This window comes from Bacteroidota bacterium, assembly GCA_016194975.1.
Lineage (GTDB): Bacteria > Bacteroidota > Bacteroidia > Palsa-965 > Palsa-965.
In genome coordinates this window covers 1-21,559 of record JACQAM010000024.1, presented here as the reverse complement: position 1 = coordinate 21,559, position 21,559 = coordinate 1, and the positions used below count along the sequence as shown (strand labels likewise).

Below are 21,559 nucleotides of genomic sequence, written 5' to 3'. Positions count from 1 at the left end.
TCAATCACATTCTGAATCCCCTATGCTGCGTAAACTGACATTATTTTTCCTGATGATTTTTTCGGTGACGGAAATATCGGCGACGCATATTGTGGGCGGAGAAATTTTTTATGATTACCTCGGCAATAATGATTATCGCATCACGCTGAAAGTTTACCGCGATTGTTTGAATGGGCAGGCACCGTATGATAATCCGGCGTCTGTTGGAATTTTTGATGTGAATGGAAATCTCGTGGATACTTTGTCAATGAATTTTCCGGGATCGAATCCGGTTCCTCCCTCTATCAATAGTCCTTGCTACACACCACCGGGAAATGTTTGCGTGGAAGAAGCCGTGTACACCGAAGTAAAACATATTACTCCTGGTGCCGGCGGATATTATATCACTTACCAGCGTTGCTGCAGGAATAACACGATCCTCAATCTCATCAGTCCCGGAAGTGTAGGATCTACTTACATGATCCAGATTCCTGATCCTGCTCTCGCCACAAATAATTCCAGTCCGCGCTACACCAATTTTCCTCCGATCTTTCTTTGCCAGGGTGCGCCACTTGTATTCGATCATTCGGCAACAGAGCCCGATGGCGATTCACTCGCGTATGATCTTTGCGATCCTTATGATGGAGCGAGTGCTGCTGCGCCAATGCCGCAACCACCGGCGGGACCACCGTACGCTTTTGTTCCGTTCAATGCGCCGTACAGCGGAGGATACCCGATGTCGTCTAATCCTGCGCTGAGTATTAATCCGATCACAGGTTTGCTTACGGGAACACCGAATCTTATTGGCCAGTGGGTGGTTGGTGTTTGTTGTAAAGAATATAGAAATGGAAATCTTATTTGCACAAACAAGAGAGATTTTCAATTCAATGTTCTTCCTTGTCCATTGCTCACGGTGAGCAGTATTCCGAATCAAACTGTTTTCTGCGCAGGTTACAATGTGCAATTCCAGAACAACAGTTGGAATGCAACAACGTATCTCTGGAATTTCGGCGATCCAACTTCAACTTCCGATACATCGAATACATTCACTCCGAATTATACCTACGGCGACACCGGTGTTTACACAGTAACGCTCGTTTGTAATCCATATACGCCATGTGCAGATACGAACACGACCACGTTCCAGATCTATCCGCCGGTCAATCCGAATTTTATTGTTCCTGCCGGGCAATGTGTGAATGGAAACAGTTATAATTTTTCTGCCGGCGGACAATTCATGGGCAATGGAAGTTTCTCCTGGAATTTCGGATCCAATGCAAATCCTGATTCAAGTAATGTGCAGGATCCGCAGAATATTTCATTCGACACATCAGGAATTTTTCCGGTAACGATCACTGTTTCTGAAAATGGCTGCACAGGAATTTTTACAGATTCAGTTATTGTTTATCCAATGCCGACTGCAGATTTTGCAGGAGCGTATCTCGAAGGTTGCAATCCATTCACCGTTCAATTCTCTGATAGTTCCATTGCAGGAACACAGTTGCAGTACACCTGGATATTCGGTGATGGAGATACTTCTCATCTTGCAAATCCTGTTCACACTTATTTCGGCGTTGGCACGTACGATGTTTCACTCATCGTCGCAACAACGAATGGTTGCATTGGAATCGATACGTTCAGTGTTCCGGGAATGATCACTGTTGATCCGGCTCCTACGGCAGGCATCACTGCTAATCCTACAGTCACTTCCATTTTCAGTCCTTACATTACTGTTACCGATCAAAGCATGAATGGAGATTCCTGCATACTCGATTTCGGTGATGGTTTTGTGACGAGTGCGTGCGATGGAGGACACACGTACTGGAGTTACGGAACCTACAACATCATTCAAACCGTTTACAATTCTTATGGTTGTTCTGATGTGGATACGGTGCAGGTAGAAGTAACGCCGGAAAATCGTTTTTTCATTCCGAATACATTTACTCCGAATGGTGACGGGCTCAATGATATTTTCATGCCGGTGATACTCGGAGCAGAAGGTTATCATTTCATGATCTTCGATCGTTGGGGAGAATTGATTTTTGAAACGCGCGACACGAATGTGGGATGGGACGGACGATACAAAGGCAACAAATGCCAGGAAGATGTTTATGTGTGGAAGGTTGATTATGTGAATGTGGTGGATGAAAGTTCGCAGAAACTCATTGGCCACGTGAACCTGATCCGCTGAAAAAATTTCTCATCTTGTTTTTTTCGTAACATTGGTCAAACCATAAAACCAATTGCTATGAAACCATTTCTCCAGATCAGCATCGGAATTTCCATTGTACTTCTTTCCGGAAGTTTTCTCATTCGTTCCATTGTGCCTGCGAATGCAGCTCCGCCGAAACCCGCAGATTTTATTGACGAAAGCACGAATAAGATCGGAAAATATATGATGTCGATCGGAGAAGACAACGGAACAGATTATCATTATTTCGTAGGATTAGTGTGGGATACCGAAACAGGAAAAAGTGCAACCTATTATTTGCAGTCTTCCGGCGAATGGAGCAAAGGCGACGGAATGCCCGATGCGCCACTGACGAAATAATTTTTTGCAGAACAAAAAAATATCCGGGCGATCTCTACAGCGTAATCGCCCGTTTTTATTTTGCAAAAATATTTTCAAGCGCAGTGGACAGTTCATCGTTCCGGAAAACAAATCCGGTTTCCGTTATTTTTTTATTGCTCACGCGACTTCCTTCAAGGATCATGCATGCCCGTTCACCGAGAAATAATTTCAAAGCAAATTTCGGAACACCCGGAAAAAAAACAGGGCGGTGAAGAACTTTTCCCAGCGAGCGCATGAATTGTTTATTCGTCACCTGTTGTGTGCCGGTTGCGTTGTAAACGCCGGAAATATTTTTATTGAGAATAGAAAAAATGATCAGTTCGCAGAGATCATCAATATGTATCCACGGCATCCACTGTTTGCCGTTTCCCAATGGAGCGCCGATGTACCATTTTACCGGGGCGGCAAGTTTCGGGATCGCGCCACCATTCCGCGCCAGCACTGCGCCTATGCGGAGTTTCACTACGCGAACAGATAATTCTTCAAAAAGATCGCCTGCCTCTTCCCACTCTTTGCAACATTGTCCAAAAAAATCATTTGCCGGCGGATCGTTCTCCGAAAAAATATTTTCTGTTGTCGTTGCGCCGTACCATCCCACACCGGATGCGGTGATCACCACTTCAGGATGAGGATCTGTATCCCGTATTTTTTTTGCAAGAGTTCTCAATGAAGAAGTGCGGCTTTCTATGATCTCTTTTTTTCTTTCGCTCGTCCATCTGCGCTCGCTCACGCTTGCGCCCGCGAGATTCACAACCACATCGGCCCACCGGATACTTTCTTCATCCATGATACCGTTTTGCGGATCCCACGTGAAATGCAAAACTCGTGCATCGCGCGTTTTTTTCCGGCCGATGTGCGCAACTTTAAATCCGCGCTGAAGAAGAATATCCGTCAGCCGGGTACCAATGAGTCCGGACGCACCGGTAATAAGAATTTTCATGGAGCGGGAGATGAATTTTATATACGCCGGCCGGGCGGAAATAGTTATATAATTCTGTAAAGGACTTTTTTTCGCCGATGTGATTATGTTTTCGCCGGATGATCATCGGGCCATTCTCCATAGATTTACAAGATGAATGCAACCGATCCTGTTTATCATAAACACATTTTCATTTGTACCAATGAGCGTGCAGCGGGAGCGCCGCGCAGGAGTTGCGGAGAAGTGCATGGAATGGAGATCGTGGAAGCTTTCAAAAAAAAGCTGAAAGAAAAAAATCTTGCCATACGTGTGCGTGCCCAGCGCGCGGGATGTCTTGACATCTGTGATTTCGGCCAGACGGTTGCTATTTATCCCGAAGGAGTTTTTTATGTGGGGGTTGAATTGGCAGATGTAGATGCAATTATTTCAGAGCACATTGAGAATGGCAGAGTGGTGGAGAGATTGCGTTTAAAAAAATAAATGTGTTGTGATCTGAGATGCTGTCTAAAGGGGATCTCTATTAACTAATTTTTTTGCCACTAAGGCACCAAGACACAAAGATTAATAAAGTTTTTCTCTTAGTGTTTCTTAGTGCCCTTGTGCCTTTGTGGCGATATGTTTTTTTTAATAATTAAGTTTTTAGAGATCCCCTAGCATAGGTACAACGTACAATGAAATTTTATTTTCTGACTTGAATTACCAAACAGATAATAATAACAGCGAATACAATCGGTAAAACATCTTCTTTGGAAAAAGGGGAAATTTGAGTATCACTCCAATTTTTAAAGGCAGCAAAGGTTGATGATATCTGCTCAATGCTGCCGAAGTAATTGGGGTCGATGAATGGCATTTTTGCTTACCTTATTTAGCATTTACTTCATTCCAGAATTTCGCTAAGGATTGTTGTCCTGCGACACCATCATGCTTCAATAACTCTTCTAAGTCAACGGCAAGTCTCCAGGCTTTCGTGTTCGTCTGTTTCGATTGCCTTGTTTCAATTGCTTCAATCACCTTGAATGACTCACACAATGGAATTATTTCGTCAATAATCAATCCAGTATTATTCCCAAGATATTTTTCGTTTACAATATTTTTCTCATACTGAACAGTCATTTTATTGAATTTCAAAATGAATTTATTAAGCATTTTTTTGAATTCACTTTTCCCAGAAGAAGCACTAACACTTACAATATCATCACCCTGAACCAATTTTATTCCGTTTGCAACCAATAATTCATTTATTCTTTGCGGAGAATAGGCAACTTCTGGCTCTCCATTATTAAGTAAAATAATCGAGTTTACATTTGATTTTTCAATGCTTACATTTCTGAAATTAATCCTCGAAGTGCTGTCAATTTTTATTTCATTGAATTCACAATTTTTAAAATGTACATTGTCAAGAATAGTGTCTCTCAAACTGATATTAATAAATGTTCCATTCTCAAAGGTTATGTTATTTAGCCGCTTGTTTTCAAAAATTAAGCTTGTGTAATTCACTTTTGAATCAAAGCAAACAGGTGATGTAAAATTTATTTTATCAATAATAAAAGGAAATAATGTACCAATGTTCAATTGCAAGTATGTTGGCTTCCACTCTTCATTAATGATTTTTTTGAACACTTCAATTATGAGCTGTACATTATTTTCCAATTCGGTAATATAATTGATGCAGTACATTGCAACCGAATCGGGTAATTGTTCAATGTATAGGAATTTCTTCAGTTGAGAATAATTCTTCGAACTCACGGCATTATTTATTAACCCAGCAAGCGCTCGACCTAAAAAATAGTATTTGAATTCTTCATGGTCGAATTTTCTTGCACCCATTTTTGTTTCATTAATAGGAATTAAAAATGCATGTGAACCAACAATGCGGACTATTATTTGTTTTAAATCCTCTTCAATTTTCCATTCTTCTAATAGCATTACGGTATGTAATTCTATTTCCTCAATTGTCACAGAATCCTTTTTTGCTTCCCACATTTCTTTTGCCAATGTTGACAACAGTTCAATATGTTGCTCAAAAGTGAGATATGGTTCTCCAGTCTTATTATCTACACCCTTCCACTTGTCAACTTCTCTTCTTGTGAAAGATTCTACAATAAAAGCTACACTTTCCTTGTCAGCGCTTTTGCTTGAAAAGAATGGAGCCACTAAATTGATATCTCCCTCAATTGCTGAAGCTAATTTGGCTAAAAGAAAAGGTCGAGCAAGAATTGGATGATTTACCTCGTGAACTTCAGATAATATTGCTTCATATATTTTGGATGGCTCATCGTAAGCAAGATTTTCAAAGTAATTTACCACCTCTTGTTGGTTCCAATTGCAAAGTTTTAACTCATTGAAATTAATATCATAAGGAACTTTGTTTTTTAATAAAGAGGTTCGTTTTAAATAATCATTTGTATCGAAAAAAGTTCGCCTAGATGCAGCAATTAAGGTTCCTTGACCTGCCATTTCATTTACGAAATTCGCCAAAGAGGAAACGGCCTTAGCTCCACCAATTTCCGCAGCTAATTCATCAAATCCATCTATCGCAAGAATAATTAACCGCTTTTGAATAAGATTAATAATTGAAGGATAATATAATCCAGGCATTCGCAATTCACCAAGGTCATACATGATAGCTTCACCTAATCGGACCAAATCCCTGCCCTGTAAATCAACGTGCCAAAAAAGATACTTTGATTCCCCATTAATATAGCGTTGAGCTTGCAATGCCTGATATTGCTTCAGTAATATACTTTTACCATGACCCGCATCTGCAGTGATGAAATTTATTTTCGAACCGAACTGAAGAAAATTATCACACTCACTTTGGAGTAGAGAAAGTGCACTGCCTAAGTTTTCACCAATAACTGTTTTTAATATGGCGGGACTATCTACAAATTCTTCAATGCCTTTCCTTTTTTCAAATATTTTCCTCGCAAACAAATCAAGTTTTGCCAAATGTTTTGAAATAAATGTTCTGTATGGAATTTTATCTCCCTTAAACTCCACGATACAATTTCCATCGGAATTATTCTCAAAACGACATAGTTGTTCATTACCATCTTTATAAAATAGGACATCGCCATTGGGCTCGAAAAGAACAACCGAATCATCATCTGCGAAAGCCAATAAATCTTTTCTTATTTCTTCTTTTGTCATCATACTAAAATAGTTTGAATTTTGAATGGGCTTAAAAATTCAGTAATGAAATCAAATATTTGGTCATTTTGAATGCCTAGAATAATCTCATCGTTTCTTCTGTTTGGATAATACTTTCTCTTTTCGTTAGCTAAAGCAATCGAGGGAAATAAATCTTGGTCGTCAGATATCACTATTAGACCACGAAAATTATTATCCTCAATTACCGATAGTATATCACATGCAATAATTGTGTCCACCATTTTTTGTTCGACACCCTTGAAAACGGTTTTGTGAATATTGACACAGTTGCCAATCGGACATTTTTTTTCTTTATTCTTAGTAAAGTTACTTAACACGTATTTGGGACATATTGATTTATTTGCATTACAGATACTGTCATCACATTCGGGATTTACTCTCATAGCTTTCATTCCATCAGATTCTTTATAGGTATATCCCCAGTTATAATCTGGAATTCCTAAAATTTCAGAAACCATTTCAACTGAACCTTGTATTATTTTTTTTCCCTGTACTTTTGGGAAAATATTGACATTGGCAAGAAGTTGCTGAAGCACAGAGGCCTGTTTCGTCAGCGTGTTTCCTTGATGCCAGCCACCATATAGCCTGAGCTGAATATTCGCAACATCCTTATATTGAACTTCACATAAATTAATAAATTCTGAAAATGCATATTCAAGTTTTTCAGAAGTTTGAACACTGATGTCTGTACCAAAATAATTGTCAAAATCTATTATTACAGTTACAGTTTTCATAAATCACTTACTTGATTCTCATTTGTTAATAATTCCAATCTGAATGACTTACTGGTAAATTGTTTAATTATATTTCCTTCGATAAAAACATGCTTAAAATATCTGGTGAATCATTCAATGCAGAAGGTAGACAGAATTGCCAAACATTATGAAGGTAAAGATTTAGCTGATGATGCAAATGAAGTAATTGAATTATTTAATAAGAAGAAACTAGAAAAGACTAATTCAAATGTTAACTCCAAATGATCCGACAACAAAGCACGAACCACTAACAGCGGTGCCCGTTGCCCGCCCCGGTTTGGGTCGGGCAGGCCCGCCCGGTTTGGGTCGGGCAGGCGCAACTCTCCTTTTCAAAAAATAATTCCCCTATTCGCCCGAATAGCGCAACTCGCTCCCGCTCCATAAAAGTTCACAACAAAATTTTTCCTGTTAATGGCAAACTGAAAATATTTTCCAGCGAAAAATAAAGTGCAAATCATTTTCTTCCAAATTTTCTTTCGTCTGCAAAATAATTTCCGGCAGACTCTGGCTGTCGCGCTTGTCGGAAAAATCGGCCATCATGTTTGTGATCACGTGTGCGCGTGTGTCCACGCTCGCCTGCGCGGTGTAATTCATCTGGCGTGGTTTTCCCGGCTTCACGCTGATGCGCGCGTCTGAAATAAATATGCCAACGCTTGACAATTATATCACGACAAGAACCTATATTTGATAACCAATGTAACTCCAAATGAAAAAACTTTACTCTTTTTCAATTTACATTTGTGTTACGTTAATTGCGAACTTGATCGTTCTGCCGACGAACGCTCAAACCGCCAACTGGCTCTGGGCCAAAAGTGCGATATCACCAAGTAATGCTACGGCGGAGGGTTGGAATACAGCAACAGATGCTGCTGGTAATATTTTTGCAACCGGATGGTTTAGTGGTTCTAATATAACCTTTGGCTCCATTACGCTTATTAATAATGGATCACATAATATTTTTCTTGTTAAATATGATCCAAACGGAAATGTACTTTGGGCTATAAGTGCTGGGGGGGCATACTCGGATGCGGGTTATTCCGTAAGCACGGATCCAAATGGAAATGTTTTTCTTGCTGGATATTTTCAAAGTCCAACCATCACTTTTGGCTCCACTACGCTTACTAATAACGGGGCTCAAAATATTTTTCTTACCAAATACGATCCAAACGGAAATGTTCTCTGGGCAAAAAGCTCAGGTGGAACTGGCGATGACAGGGCTTTTTCCGTGAATGCAGATACAAACGGAAATGTTTTTATTACAGGGTATTTTCAAAGTCCAACTATTACTTTTGGCTCCTCTACGCTTACTAATAATGGTCTGCGTGATGTTTTTCTTGCCAAGTATGATTCAAGCGGAAATGACCTCTGGGCGAAAAGCGCAGGTGGAACAAGTTATGATATGGGCAATTCTGTGAGTACAGATATAAGCGGAAATGTTTTGATTACAGGAGTTTTTTACAGTCCCACCGTTACCTTTGGTACTACCATGCTTACTAATAATGGGCAAGAAAATATTTTTCTTACCAAATACGATTCAAACGGAAACGTACTTTGGGCAAAAAGCGCCGGTGGAACAACTAATGATGGAAGTTCTTCTATGAGCACGGATGGAAACGGAAATGTTTTTATTACGGGGTATTTTGTGAGTTCAACTATCGCTTTTGGCTCTGACACACTTACTAATAATGGTCAGGTTGATATTTTTCTTGCCAAATACGATTCAATCGGAAATGTACTTTGGGCTAAAAGTGCTGGAGGACCATACTCTGATTATGGCTATTCTGTGAATACAGATGGCAATGGAAATGTCTTTCTATCAGGAAGCTTTTTCAATTCTTCAATTACACTTGGCTCTATAATTCTTGCACCTCCCGCTGGAAGCGTGGATCCTATGTTCATTGCAAAATATTCTCCGAGTGGAAATGTGCTCTGTGCAGATGCTCTTTCAAGCGGCGGAGATGACAATAACGGAGTAGCTATTGATATTTCCGGCAATGCTTATATCGTTGGTGATTTTGAGGCTAATCCTTTTATTGTTGGTGCAGATACTTTAATTCTCACGGGTATGGAAGATTTTTTTATTGCAAAATACCTCTGCGCAGCACCTTTAAGCATTGATGGCCTGAATCATGCGGCAGAAATTTTTATTTTTCCAAATCCAACCAGCGACCAGTTCTTCATTGAAGCAAACTCGACTGACAAACTAAGCGTGGACTTGTATGATGTAAACGGCAGACACGTGTACAGCGCAAGCGTAAGTGACAAAGAAAATATTAATGTCGCAACCTTAGACAATGGCGTATATACATTGACAATTAAAACGGCAGACCGCGTAATAAATAAAAAGTTAGTTATACTCCGCTGACAAATTATCTTCCACTCGCAGACATTTTGTACAGCGGACAGCGGACATGCAAGTGTTGCGTAAGCAGGCACAAGGTCGCACCAGGCATAACCGCAAGCAATCACCAATGGCGGGTGACGTGCAAATAGAAACTTTAGTGCATTTATTTTCCTTTGTGCTGCGGGACAGTGAAGTGCTCCGAACTCCGCCACTTCTCCAACTTGCAAAACGTTAGTTGCCATTTAAAAAAATGCAAAGACACATCTACAAAGACTTAACAATTGAAATTTTTAACGACCCGACTTATACGCTCGGTTCAGCGGACAATAATATTATTTATTCCAAAATTTACTCAACCGACATCGGAAAGTTTCGTCCGACTTCAAAGCACGGAATAAAAATATTCAAAGCCGAACAAGAAATAAATAATTGTCTTCTTCTCGCAGTCGGTGGCGCGACAAATATTCACCCGACAGCATCGCTCGTGGACAACGACCAATTAGTTGTCTGTTGCTGCGACACCATTTTCAGTTTGACTCTTCCCGACTTGCAACTCAAATGGAAAACTAAGGTGGACAGCGTAACCTGTTTCCAAATATTAAAATTGCAAGCCGACTATATCGTCCATGGAGAAATGGAAATCACTCGCCTTGACAGAGACGGAAAAATAAAATGGAAGTACGGTGGTCATGACATTTTCGTAGAGTTGGACAGTGACGCATTTTCATTGCACGCAGACCATATCGAGGTGACGGATTTTTATAAAACAAAATATAAAATTGATTTCAACGGCAAGACAATCTCTACATCTCGACAGACAGAAAAAAACGGCAACTAACAGCAAGTTGGAGAAATGGCGGTTGACGAGCAAATTGAAAGTGAGTGCAAGTAATTATCTTTGTAGCGGGTGGACAAGTAAGTGATTTCTAATCCCGCCTACGCAAAGCCCGAAACCGTTAGCTGCAATGCCAGGAGTAAAATATATTAAGTTGTTTGTCGCGAAATAATGAAAAATATATTATTCATATTATTCTATTTCATTACCACTTTTTGTTTCGGACAAAAAGACACTCTTGTTTCTTTCAAGACTTTTGATTTTTCGAATATTCATTTTTCTTCTAATAATTCTGCAATAAAAATAAATTGCGACAGCACATCTTATAATATTCTCATAGAACTTGATTCCATTAATCCAACTACCGGAAATTGGTCTGCAACTTTGACAAACAAATCTCAACACATTTTGTATTTTGACCGAGCAAATAATAGCGACAATATTTTTTGGATTGCACAAAGTTTTCCAGAAATAATTCCACCAAAGTCACAATTCAAAATAACTGGAGCTATGAATTTTGCATTTAACCATTTTGCATTTAATAGAAATCCCTCTATTGACTTTCTCATTTATGAAAATGATAATAGAATTGGAATTGCAAAATATACTTACAAAATTTCCGTTCATATAATTGGCTACGTAAAATAGATTAATGAAATTGTGAACCGATACTCACCAGTACAACAAGGCACAGCACCTAACAGCGGTGGCCGTTGCCCGCCCCGGTTTGGGTCGGGCAGGCCCGCCCGGTTTGGGTCGGGCAGGCCCGCCCCGGTTTGGGTCGGGCAGGCACAACTTCCCTTTTCAAAAAATAATTCTCCTATTCTCCCGAATAGCGCAACTCTTTCAGACAAAAAACCAGTCCACCAGGTTCATTGGAAGTCACAGCAGAAAATTTGAAGAGCTGAAGCCGATACGCTTAGCCCGGATGGCAGGGAGCTCCGCCGACCGGACAGCCGGAACAGATAAGATTTGACGCCAGGAGTGATGCGCTCCATAAAATGAAAGATCAAAAATGAATAATGAAAAGTTCATTTAAGAATTATACCAAGCGCAGTCATCGCATCCTTCACGCATTTCACATTCTCAAAACTCAATGACAGTTTATTATTCAACTCTTTCATCTTCGCCGCACGCGGATTATTCTGAATGAATTTCAATACGCGCGTAAAACTTTCCGATTGATAATAAGATGAATTCTGATCCGGAATAAAATACCCGGCCATTTTTTCATTCTTCATCACGAGCCGTTCAAAACCGATATCCATGCACATCCATCGCAAACGTATGGTATCAATGAGTTCGGTCACTTGCTGTGGCAACGGCCCAAAACGATCGCGCATGGAATTTTCAAAACGAACGAGATCATCTTCCGAATCGCTGTCATCCAATTGCCGGTAAAGTGAAAGTCGTTCGGTGATGTTATGCACATACTCGTCGGGAATGAGAATTTCAAGATCGGTGTCAATCTGCGTATCGCGCACGTACACGCCTACGTGTTTTGCGCCCGTGTTGTTGCGCATCTGCCCGCGCCGTTGTTCTTCTTCTTTGAATAATTCTTTGAATTCGGTTTCCTTTAATTCGCGTATTGCTTCGTCGAGAATTTTCTGGTACATGTCAAATCCAATGTCAGAAATAAATCCGCTTTGTTCTCCGCCCAATAAATTTCCTGCACCGCGGATATCGAGATCGCGCATTGCGATCTGAAAACCGGAACCGAGATCGGAAAATTCTTCAATAGCGCGCAAACGTTTCTGCGCTTCGGCGGTGAGCATGAATTGCGGTGGAGTGATGAGATAACAGAATGCTTTTTTATTCGAACGTCCTACGCGCCCGCGCATCTGGTGAAGATCACTCAGCCCGAAATTCTGTGCGTCGTTGATGATGATCGTATTTGCATTGCTGATGTCGAGCCCCGATTCGATGATGGTAGTGGAAACAAGCACATCAGTTTGCCCTTCCACAAAATCAAGCATCACTTTCTCCAGTTGATGTCCCTGCATTTGTCCGTGGCCCACTGCAACTTTTGCATCGGGGATAAGTTTCTGCACCAGCGCAGCAATGGAAAAAATATCACTCACGCGGTTGTGCACAAAAAATATCTGTCCGCCGCGCTGAATTTCAAAACGGATCGCATCGCGCAACAATTCCTCATTCATGGTATGCAACTCGGTCTGCACCGGAAAACGATTCGGAGGAGCCGTGTTGATGATGCTGAGATCGCGCGCACTCATGAGCGAGAATTGCAGCGTTCGGGGAATGGGAGTAGCCGTGAGCGTAAGTGTATCGACCGTGGTCTTTATCGTTTTTAATTTGTCTTTCACGGCTACGCCGAATTTCTGTTCTTCATCTACGATCATCAGTCCGAGATCGCGGAATATTATTTCTTTACCCGCGAGCGTGTGCGTGCCTATGAGGATGTCAACTTCTCCTTTTCCTAATTTGTGGAGAATTTCTTTTTTTTCTTTTGCAGAACGGAAACGATTGAGGTATTCGATCTTCGCCGGAAAATCTTTCAGCCGGTCTGAAAAAGTTTTGTAATGCTGTAATGCAAGGATCGTGGTGGGAACAAGCACAGCAACCTGTTTACTGTCGCACACCGCTTTGAACGCAGCGCGAATAGCGATCTCCGTTTTTCCGAAACCGACATCGCCGCAAACTAACCGGTCCATAGGATGTGCATCTTCCATATCGCGTTTCACATCCTGCGTGGCGCGCAACTGGTCGGGCGTGTCTTCGTAAATGAAAGATGCTTCGAGTTCATTCTGTAAATAATTATCGGGAGAAAAGGAAAAACCTTTCTGCGCTTTTCTTGCCGCGTAAAGTTTGATCAGGTCGAATGCAATTTCCCTGACGCGCGATTTTGTTTTCTGTTTTAAATTCTGCCACGCAACACTGCCGATCTTATCGATGCGCGGAACATTTCCATCTTTCCCTGAATATTTTGAAACACGATGCAGGGAATGAATGCTCACATACAGTACATCATTGTCGCGGTAAACGAGTCGTATCGCTTCCTGTAATTTTCCATTCACTTCAATTTTTTCCAGTCCGCCGAAACGTCCCACGCCGTGATCGATGTGCACGACAAAATCGCCGGGATTGAGTCCGCGCAATTCTTTGACCGACATCGCTTCTTTATTTTTCTGGAATCCGTCGCGCAAACGGAAACGGTGATAGCGTTCGAAGATCTGGTGATCGGTATAGCAGGCGATCTTCAGGTCATGATCAATGAATCCTTCGTGAATGGAATGGACGAGTGTAACGTAATCGAGTTTGCGGCCTATGTCCTCGAAAATAGAATGCAGCCGTTCCGATTGTTTTACGCCGTCGGTGAAAATGATGTTGTGATAATGATTCGCCGAATTTTTTGCGAGCGCCTGTGTGAGCAGATCAAAATTTTTCCGGAAGGAAGACTGCGGGGAAATGTTGAACGGAATTTCTGTCGCATTGTTCATTACAAAACGGTTGCCGCATTCCACCAATGAAAAATTTTCCAGTTCCAGTTGAAAATCTTTTCCGTTGCAATATTTTTCGGAAGGAGCAAGATGCCGCACCGGGGAATCTTCTTTCTGAGATTCAAAAATTTCTGAAGCAATATCGAATTCCTCCTGCACAAGAGAAGCAGCCGATTCCATATCCCAGATCCAGGTAAGGTGTGGCGACTCTTTTTTTTCTGCGGCAAAATACTGAAGGAAAGTTTCGCGGCTCTCCACCAATAATTTTCCCTGCACATTCGGAATGATGGTAAGGCGATCGAGATTTTTTACGGAAAGTTGTGTGGAAGGGTCGAAGGTGCGAATGGATTCCACATCATCGCCGGAAAATTCTACGCGATACGGAAATTCATTGGCATAGGAAAAAACATCCACGATCCCGCCACGCACCGCAAATTGCCCGGCTTCATATACATAATCATTCCGGTCGAAACCATACTCATGCAAAAGATCAGTGACGAATGCGATGGAAATTTTTTCTCCGCGTTTTAATGGCAGCGTATTTTTCTCCAGCAATTTTTTTGTCACCACTTTTTCCGAAAGCGCGCCGGGATAAGTAACCACCGCAACGCGATCACAATTCCTCACCTGGTCGAGTACCTCTGCGCGAAGCAGCACATTGGCATTATCTGTTTCTTCCGGCTGGTATGCTTTGCGATAGGAAGAAGGAAAAAATAATACAGGAATAAAATTTTTCAGTTCGCCCGCTTCATTTTTTACCTGAGTTATTTCTTCGAGGTCATTGAGGAAATAGGCAGCCGATTCTTTATCCGGCAGAATGAAAAGATGAGAGTGAGAAGTTTTTTTTATTACGGCCGAGGCAAAAAAAGCCCCTGCAGATCCGGCTAATCCACGCAATTGAATTTTTGCCGCTGTCTGCCTGTTCGTTTCAGAAACAATCGTGTCGATGGCAGGACTGTTCCCGAATGCCCCTACAATTTCCTCCAGGTTCAAGCAGGGTAAAGTTATTGAATTTGGTGCGTCGCAAGGAGATAAAACGAGTTGGATAAAGATCAAAACTTCTTACCTTAGATTCATGCGTCATTGGCAAATTCTTCTTTTTTCTATCATCATTGTTTCCTGTCACAAGGATAAATCGCCTCCCGATCTCGAATTGAAATCGGGTCCGGGTTATACAACTTCTGATATCGTGGTTTCGCCGGGAACAGCTTTTGTGGTTGGAATAAATGCTTACAGTGGCGCAGATGACCTCAATTTATTTTATACGGAAGTTGCATTCGATGGTGCGAACACAACAAAATTAGTAAGCAGGGTGTGGATGAATTCTGATGAGCATAAACATTTTGTGCGCGATGTTACAGTGACCACGAGAACGCAGGCTGGAACGGAGCGCTGGGTTTTTGATATCAATGATGCCGACGGACGAATCAGTAAGAAAGAAATAAAAGTGACGGTGCAATAAGCAGCAGGCAGTGCAATAATATTTTGGTCATTGGTTATTTGTCATTTGGGATTTGGGATTTGTCATTTGGGATTGCTAACTTTGATCATCATGCAACTGGGATTTCGTTTCCGTTTTGCTCCTTTATTTCTCGCTTTCATTTTTTTTATGAATGTGCTGGGTGTTTTCATTTTTGCATTTGCGGAAGCGGGATTGCATCGTATTGCCGAGCGTATGAATGACACGCAGGAAAAAACGCAGTTGATACTTTCTGCGCAGGAGTTCAAAAATATTTCCTGGATCGGTGAAAAAGATTTTATTTACAACGATCAGGTGTATGACCTGAGAAATATTTCTGTTAAAGACGATCGTGTTTTTATCAATTGCACTTCGGATAAAGAAGAAACCGGGATCCGTCAATCAGTCGCAGATAATTTCGGCAACGAAAGCAAAAAGAATATTCCATCGCCTTTCAAAGATATTTTCAAAGTAGTGAGTGGTGCCGGCCATAGCAATGAACTGTATTCCCCGGTTATTTTTTATTCTTCTTCTATTCTTCATTCGCACTTTTCAGTTTCGCCGGTCGGCGCTGAAAGTCCGATCTCCGTTCCACCGCCCGAGTTGGGTTGATCCGTTTATTATTTCATTATCTGTCACGGCTCACAGATCACTGTGAATTTGTCGTGCATTCACGGAATTTTAATTCAACGCATTTCACGATGAAAAAAATAAATTTTATTTCACTGCTTTTTATTTTGCTGCTGATGTGTCTTTCTGCCGCTGCGCAGAACAGCATCAACGGAAAGATCATCGACAGTAAAGACAGTTTGCCACTCATTGGTGTTTCCGTTTACATTCCCGATCTCAAGCTCGGTGCGCTCACAAAAGAAGACGGAACTTACGAGATCAATAATATTCCCGAAGGAATTTACCTCGTAGAAGTCGAATACAACAGTTACGCATCGCAATTGAAAGAAGCAGAAGTGGACGGAGCATTAACGCTGAATTTTACCCTCGAACTTTCCGGAATAGAAATGCCGCAACTTGTGGTGACCGGTGTATCATCGGCTACAGAAAGAAAAACAGATCCTGTTCCGGTGAATGTGGTTACGCAGCTCGATCTTTTACAAAACAGTTCTGCGAATATCATCAACGCACTTGCAAATTCACCGGGCGTTTCTGAAATGACGGTAGGCCCTTCTATTTCCAAACCGGTAATCCGCGGGCTCGGTTACAACCGAGTGGTCACGATGAACGATGGAGTGCGGCAGGAAGGGCAACAATGGTTTGATGAATTCGGTGAAGAGATCGATGAGTATTCTATTTACAAAGCAGAAATTCTCCGTGGCCCTGCAAGTTTGAGTTATGGTTCCGATGCAATGGCCGGTGTAATTAATCTGTTATCGTTTCCGACTCCTGCTGAAGGAGAGATCAGGGGAAGTGTGCTGAGTAATTATCAAACGAACAATGGGCTTTTCGGGGAATCGATTGATCTGGGTGGAAATAAAAAAGATCTTGTGTGGGATATGCGTTACAGTAATAAGATGGCGCATTGTTACCAGAATAAATACGACGGGTATGTTCTCAATTCAGGATTTTCCGAAAGTGATTTTAAATTCATGACCGGTATCAATCGCAACTGGGGATATTCGCATCTCACTGTTTCTTCATTCGATCAGCATCTCGGGATCATTGAAGGAGCAAGAGACAGTGCAACCGGAAAATTCCTGGAACATTTTTTAGCGGCCGGCCCGAATGACAGCATGGGAATTGCACAGGAAAATATTTTTAAAAAATACAATGACTTCCCGGTCATTCACCAGCACATCCGTCATTACAAAGTGGTACTCGATAATAGTTTTGCGCTTGGTGAAGGGAAATTGAATGTGAGGATAGGTTTCCAGCAGAATCATCGGCAGGAAGCGAACGATCTTTCACAGGGAGATTTTTACAATAATTATTTTTTCATGAACACGATCAATTACGATGTGCGTTACGTGATGCCCGAAAAAAATCATTTCGAAGTTTCGTATGGTGTGAATGGAATGCAGCAGAATTCGCAGGATAAAGGAACCGCGTTTGTTCTTCCTGAATATTCTTTATTCGATGCAGGTGGATTTGTGATTGCAAAAAAAGCGATGGACAGATTATCGCTGAGCGGAGGATTGCGTTATGATGTGAGAATGTTGAAAGGAAAAGATCTTTATGTCGATTCAACAGGGAAACGTGTTGCTTCTTCTCAGGCCGGGGCGATCAGTGAATTCACAGCGTACACTTCTTCTTTTTCAGGATGGTCGGGAAGTTTTGGAATGACGTATGATTTTACAGAATCATTTTATGGAAAAATAAATATCTCGCGCGGGTATCGTGCGCCGGGTGCACAGGAAAGCGGCGCCAACGGAATTCACGATGGAACTCCATTCTATGAAATAGGAGATCATAACCTGAAAGCAGAAAGCAGCCTCGAAGCTGATGCAACACTTGGTTTGAATAATAAAAATATTACGCTGGAGGCAACCGCATTCGTTAATGAGATCAATAATTATATTTTCGCGGAAAAGTTACAGAGCGTTTTCGACGGCGATTCCATTCGCACGGATCCTGCACTTCCAGCTGATGTTGGCGTGGGCCCCGCATTTAAATTCGTACAGGGCAATGCGGTACTTTCCGGCGGAGAAGGAATTTTAAATATTCATCCGTCATTCGCACACTGGTTGCAATTTGAAAATTCTTTTTCCCTGGTGAATGCCATCCAAAAGAATCAACCCGATTCAACTAAATATCTTCCTTACACGCCACCGTACAAATTCCGTTCGGAAATAAAATTAGTGTGTACGAAAGGTTGCGGCATTTTCAAAAATTCTTACTTCAAATTCGGTGTCGATCATTATGCAGAACAAGATAAGATCTATTACAAATTCAATAATGAAACCGTCACGCCTGCGTACACGCTCGTGAATGCGGGAGTGGGAACCGATATCTGCCCGAAAAAAGGAACGCTGTGTTCCATTTATATTTCAGCGAATAATCTCACCGATGTTGCATACCAGAGCAGCATGAGCCGTTTGAAATACACCGATGAGAATTATGTGACCGGAAGGATCGGCGTTTATAATATGGGAAGGAATTTCAGTTTTAAGTTGGTGATCCCTGTTTCGGTAATAAAGTAAGATTAGGGCATCTCTAATAACTTCGAACTGCTGCGTTGGGCTACGTCCTCAAAATCCTCATTTACGAATAGTAAACTCCGGTTTTTCTGACTTGCCCGCCTTGCATTTCTGTGTTTTTAGAGATGCCCATTAGTCATTTGACAAAAGTCATTGGTTTTTCCGGACAAAGAATCCCCAATGACGATTGACCAATGACCATTATCTTTGCATCCCATGTTAGAAAAACTCGCTGCCATAGAATCACGCTGGAAAGAAGTGGAAAAACAACTTTCACAACCCGATATTTTGTCGGACATGAAACAATTTGCGAAACTGAACAAAGAGTACAAGGATCTGAAAGTGATCGTGGAAAATTATCATCAGTACAGGGATCTGCTGGAAAATATCCGGAACACGAAAGCTATTTTCGTCAGTGAAAAAGATCCTGACTTTCTCGAAATGGCAAAAGCAGAGTTGATAGAACTCGAACCGCAGCAGGCGATCATGGAAGAGAAAATAAAAAATCTTCTTATCCCGAAAGATCCCGAAGATGAACGCAACGCTGTGCTTGAGATCCGCGCAGGAACCGGCGGCGATGAAGCTGCTCTTTTTGCCGGCGATCTATGGAGAATGTACACGCGCTATTGTGAGTTGCATGGATTCAAAGTAGAAGTAGTGGATGTAAGCGAAGGAACAATGGGCGGATACAAAGAAGTGTCGATGAATATTATCGGCGACAATGCTTACGGAACTCTTAAATATGAATCGGGTGTGCATCGTGTGCAGCGTGTGCCGGAAACAGAACAGCAGGGACGCGTTCATACTTCTGCTGCGACAGTGGTGGTGATGCCCGAAGCTGATGATGTGGATGTAGTGATCAATCCGGCCGATATTGAAATTACAACGGCACGTTCGGGAGGAGCAGGCGGACAGAACGTAAATAAAGTAGAAACGAAAGTCATTCTTTATCACAAACCGTCGGGGATACAGATCGCCTGCCAGGTGGAACGTTCGCAGCATGCGAATCGCGAACGCGCTATGCAAATGTTGCGCACAAAACTTTACGAGATCGAGCTGAATAAAAAAAATGAAAAAGAATCGAGCCGCAGAAAAACCATCGTCTCCACCGGCGATCGCAGTGCGAAGATCCGTACGTATAATTTTCCGCAGAGCCGTGTAACAGATCACCGAATAGGATTGACGATGCATAATCTTCCGCAATTTCTCGATGGAGATATTCAGAAAATGATCGACGCGTTGCAGGTGGCCGAAAATGCAGAGCGGTTGAAAGAAGGGGTGCAGTAAGCAGTAAGCAGAAAGCAGTAGGCAGTTCGCAGCGGGAGCAGTCAAAAGTAATCTGTGTTAAATCAGTGGCAATATTTTTGTGCTCAGCTGATCGTTGTTTTAAAAAAAGGAAACCTACAAGGAAAAACAGGAAACCGAAAACCGACAACTCTTATCTTAGCAGTATGAACCGTTCCGGATTATTTTCAATCATAAAGAAAAAAAGATCGTTCCTCTGCATAGGGCTCGATAGCGACAGTAAAAAAATTCCCGAACATTTATTGAAGTGCGAAGATCCTGTTTTTGAATTCAACAAACAGATCATAGAAGCGACGCACGATCTCTGTGTTGCTTACAAACCGAATCTCGCTTTTTATGAAGTCGATGGTGTGAACGGATTGCGTTCGCTCGAAAAAACAATGAAAGTTTTTCCTGAAAATATTTTTACGATCGCCGATGCTAAACGCGGCGACATCGGGAACACATCGGAACTCTATGCACGTTCTTATTTCGATCATTATGGATTTGATGCGCTTACTGTTGCTCCATATATGGGAAGCGATTCTGTAAAACCGTTTCTCGGTTACAAAAATAAATGGGTGATCCTGCTTGCACTCACGAGTAATGAAGGTGCGGCCGATTTTCAATTGCGCGATGTGATCGGTCAGCCGAGCGGAAGACAGGGTGGCGGAAACCCGCCCGAACGATCGGATCGTTCCGGTCGGGCGGGAAAATTATTCGAGGAAGTTCTGCGCACTTCACAGAAATGGGGCAATGCCGACAGCATGATGTACGTGGTGGGCGCAACAAGGGCAGAACATCTTTCACTCATCCGTAAAATTGTTCCCGAACATTTTCTGCTCATCCCGGGCGTGGGCGCACAGGGAGGATCGCTGGCTGATGTGGCGAAATACGGAATGAATAAACAGTGCGGATTATTGGTGAATGCATCCCGTTCCATTCTCTTTGCATCGTCCGGAAAAGATTTTGCAGAGAAAGCAAGAGAAGAAGCGATGAAGCTGCGCGATGAGATGAGTGCGTTGCTGGAGAAATATTGCTGAATGGGTTTTCAGTTTGGATATTTCATTTCTGCAAAACTTGCTTTTGAAAAAATTCCGCATTAGCTTGCATTTACAAAACTCCAACTCATGTCACATACCCCTCCCCAATTTCTCAACATTTCATTGGTAATTGCACTTGCAATTAGCAGCACAAACATGCTCTCGCAGAATCTTCCTTTCTGGAGCAACAACGGAAATAATGTTTCCTCCACAGATTTTTTCGGTTCAACTAACGCAGCAGATCTTCGTTTCCGCACGAACAATCTCGCGCGCATGACGCTCACGAGCGCAGGCACGTTGCGCGTTAACTCGCTCGCAGGCGCAGGAAGCGGTTTTGTTTCGCTCGACGTGAATGGAAATTTGTTACGTGCGAATTTTACGAATGACACGAATCAAGTGCTGAGCGGCGACGGAACATTTAAAAATATTTCTTCCATTGGCGGATGGAAATTTTCCGGAAATAATATTTACAATTCAAATTCAGGAACAGTGGGAATAGGAACTTCATCTCCTTCTTCAGGATATTTGCTTGATGTAAATGGCGACGCGCATTTCTCTGGAAATATTTTTGCATCGGGACTCGTGCTCACC

General features: G+C 41.9%; 17 protein-coding genes. 12 read left to right on the top strand and 5 right to left on the bottom strand.

Annotation, left to right across the window (positions count from 1 at the left end; translation table 11 throughout):
* Positions 1–22: 22 nt before the first annotated feature.
* Both HY064_16050 and HY064_16045 read left to right on the top strand, forming a co-directional pair.
* Complete coding sequence (locus tag HY064_16050) at positions 23–2,170, top strand: PKD domain-containing protein (GenBank protein ID MBI3512172.1); 2,148 nt, start codon at positions 23–25, stop codon at positions 2,168–2,170.
* Positions 2,171–2,227: 57 nt separating this feature from the next.
* Entirely contained in the window at positions 2,228–2,530 is a 303-nt protein-coding gene (locus HY064_16045) for a hypothetical protein (protein MBI3512171.1), read from the top strand.
* Between the two features lie 55 nt (positions 2,531–2,585).
* Here HY064_16045 and HY064_16040 read toward each other — a convergent pair whose 3' ends face one another.
* Entirely contained in the window at positions 2,586–3,491 is a 906-nt protein-coding gene (locus tag HY064_16040; protein ID MBI3512170.1) for a TIGR01777 family protein, read from the bottom strand.
* Positions 3,492–3,623: 132 nt separating this feature from the next.
* On the opposite strand from HY064_16040, the gene HY064_16035 reads away from it, so the two are divergent.
* Positions 3,624–3,950, top strand: coding sequence for a (2Fe-2S) ferredoxin domain-containing protein (locus HY064_16035; GenBank protein MBI3512169.1), 327 nt, complete (start codon positions 3,624–3,626; stop codon positions 3,948–3,950).
* A gap of 381 nt (positions 3,951–4,331) precedes the next feature.
* On the opposite strand, the gene HY064_16030 is transcribed toward HY064_16035, so the two are convergent.
* The 3 genes from HY064_16030 to HY064_16020 form a co-directional block, all read right to left on the bottom strand.
* Positions 4,332–6,623, bottom strand: a complete 2,292-nt coding sequence (locus tag HY064_16030; protein MBI3512168.1) for a hypothetical protein — start codon at positions 6,621–6,623, stop codon at positions 4,332–4,334.
* A complete protein-coding gene (locus HY064_16025) occupies positions 6,620–7,375 on the bottom strand; it encodes a hypothetical protein (protein MBI3512167.1) in 756 nt (251 codons plus the stop codon). Before HY064_16025 ends, HY064_16030 begins: the two co-directional genes overlap by 4 nt.
* A 429-nt stretch (positions 7,376–7,804) precedes the next feature.
* The gene (locus HY064_16020) at positions 7,805–8,056 is read right to left on the bottom strand and encodes a hypothetical protein (protein MBI3512166.1); all 252 of its coding nucleotides are present in this window, start codon (positions 8,054–8,056) and stop codon (positions 7,805–7,807) included.
* 46 nt (positions 8,057–8,102) lie between these two features.
* Between HY064_16020 and HY064_16015 the strand changes: the two genes are divergently transcribed.
* The 3 genes from HY064_16015 (at position 8,103) to HY064_16005 (ending at position 11,223) form a co-directional block, all read left to right on the top strand.
* Positions 8,103–9,761, top strand: coding sequence for a T9SS type A sorting domain-containing protein (locus HY064_16015; GenBank protein ID MBI3512165.1), 1,659 nt, complete (start codon positions 8,103–8,105; stop codon positions 9,759–9,761).
* A gap of 229 nt (positions 9,762–9,990) precedes the next feature.
* Positions 9,991–10,578: a hypothetical protein gene (locus HY064_16010; protein MBI3512164.1), complete on the top strand. Its 588-nt coding sequence runs from the start codon at positions 9,991–9,993 to the stop codon at positions 10,576–10,578.
* 168 nt (positions 10,579–10,746) lie between these two features.
* Positions 10,747–11,223, top strand: a complete 477-nt coding sequence (locus tag HY064_16005) for a hypothetical protein (protein ID MBI3512163.1) — start codon at positions 10,747–10,749, stop codon at positions 11,221–11,223.
* A 383-nt stretch (positions 11,224–11,606) separates the two neighbouring features.
* Here HY064_16005 and mfd read toward each other — a convergent pair whose 3' ends face one another.
* Positions 11,607–15,026, bottom strand: a complete 3,420-nt coding sequence (gene mfd, locus HY064_16000; GenBank protein ID MBI3512162.1) for a transcription-repair coupling factor — start codon at positions 15,024–15,026, stop codon at positions 11,607–11,609.
* Positions 15,027–15,108: 82 nt separating this feature from the next.
* On the opposite strand from mfd, the gene HY064_15995 reads away from it, so the two are divergent.
* The 6 genes from HY064_15995 to HY064_15970 all read left to right on the top strand — a co-directional run.
* A complete protein-coding gene (locus HY064_15995) occupies positions 15,109–15,495 on the top strand; it encodes a hypothetical protein (protein MBI3512161.1) in 387 nt (128 codons plus the stop codon).
* Positions 15,496–15,585: 90 nt separating this feature from the next.
* Positions 15,586–16,104 carry a hypothetical protein gene (locus HY064_15990; protein ID MBI3512160.1) on the top strand — a complete coding sequence of 173 codons (519 nt, stop codon included), beginning with the start codon at positions 15,586–15,588 and terminating at the stop codon, positions 16,102–16,104.
* An 89-nt stretch (positions 16,105–16,193) separates the two neighbouring features.
* A complete protein-coding gene (locus tag HY064_15985) occupies positions 16,194–18,644 on the top strand; it encodes a TonB-dependent receptor (GenBank protein ID MBI3512159.1) in 2,451 nt (816 codons plus the stop codon).
* A 213-nt stretch (positions 18,645–18,857) separates the two neighbouring features.
* Entirely contained in the window at positions 18,858–19,928 is a 1,071-nt protein-coding gene (prfA, locus tag HY064_15980; GenBank protein ID MBI3512158.1) for a peptide chain release factor 1, read from the top strand.
* Positions 19,929–20,092: 164 nt separating this feature from the next.
* Positions 20,093–20,968, top strand: a complete 876-nt coding sequence (pyrF, locus tag HY064_15975; protein ID MBI3512157.1) for an orotidine-5'-phosphate decarboxylase — start codon at positions 20,093–20,095, stop codon at positions 20,966–20,968.
* A gap of 87 nt (positions 20,969–21,055) precedes the next feature.
* On the top strand, positions 21,056–21,559 hold a 504-nt coding region (locus HY064_15970), incomplete at its 3' end, for a hypothetical protein (GenBank protein ID MBI3512156.1).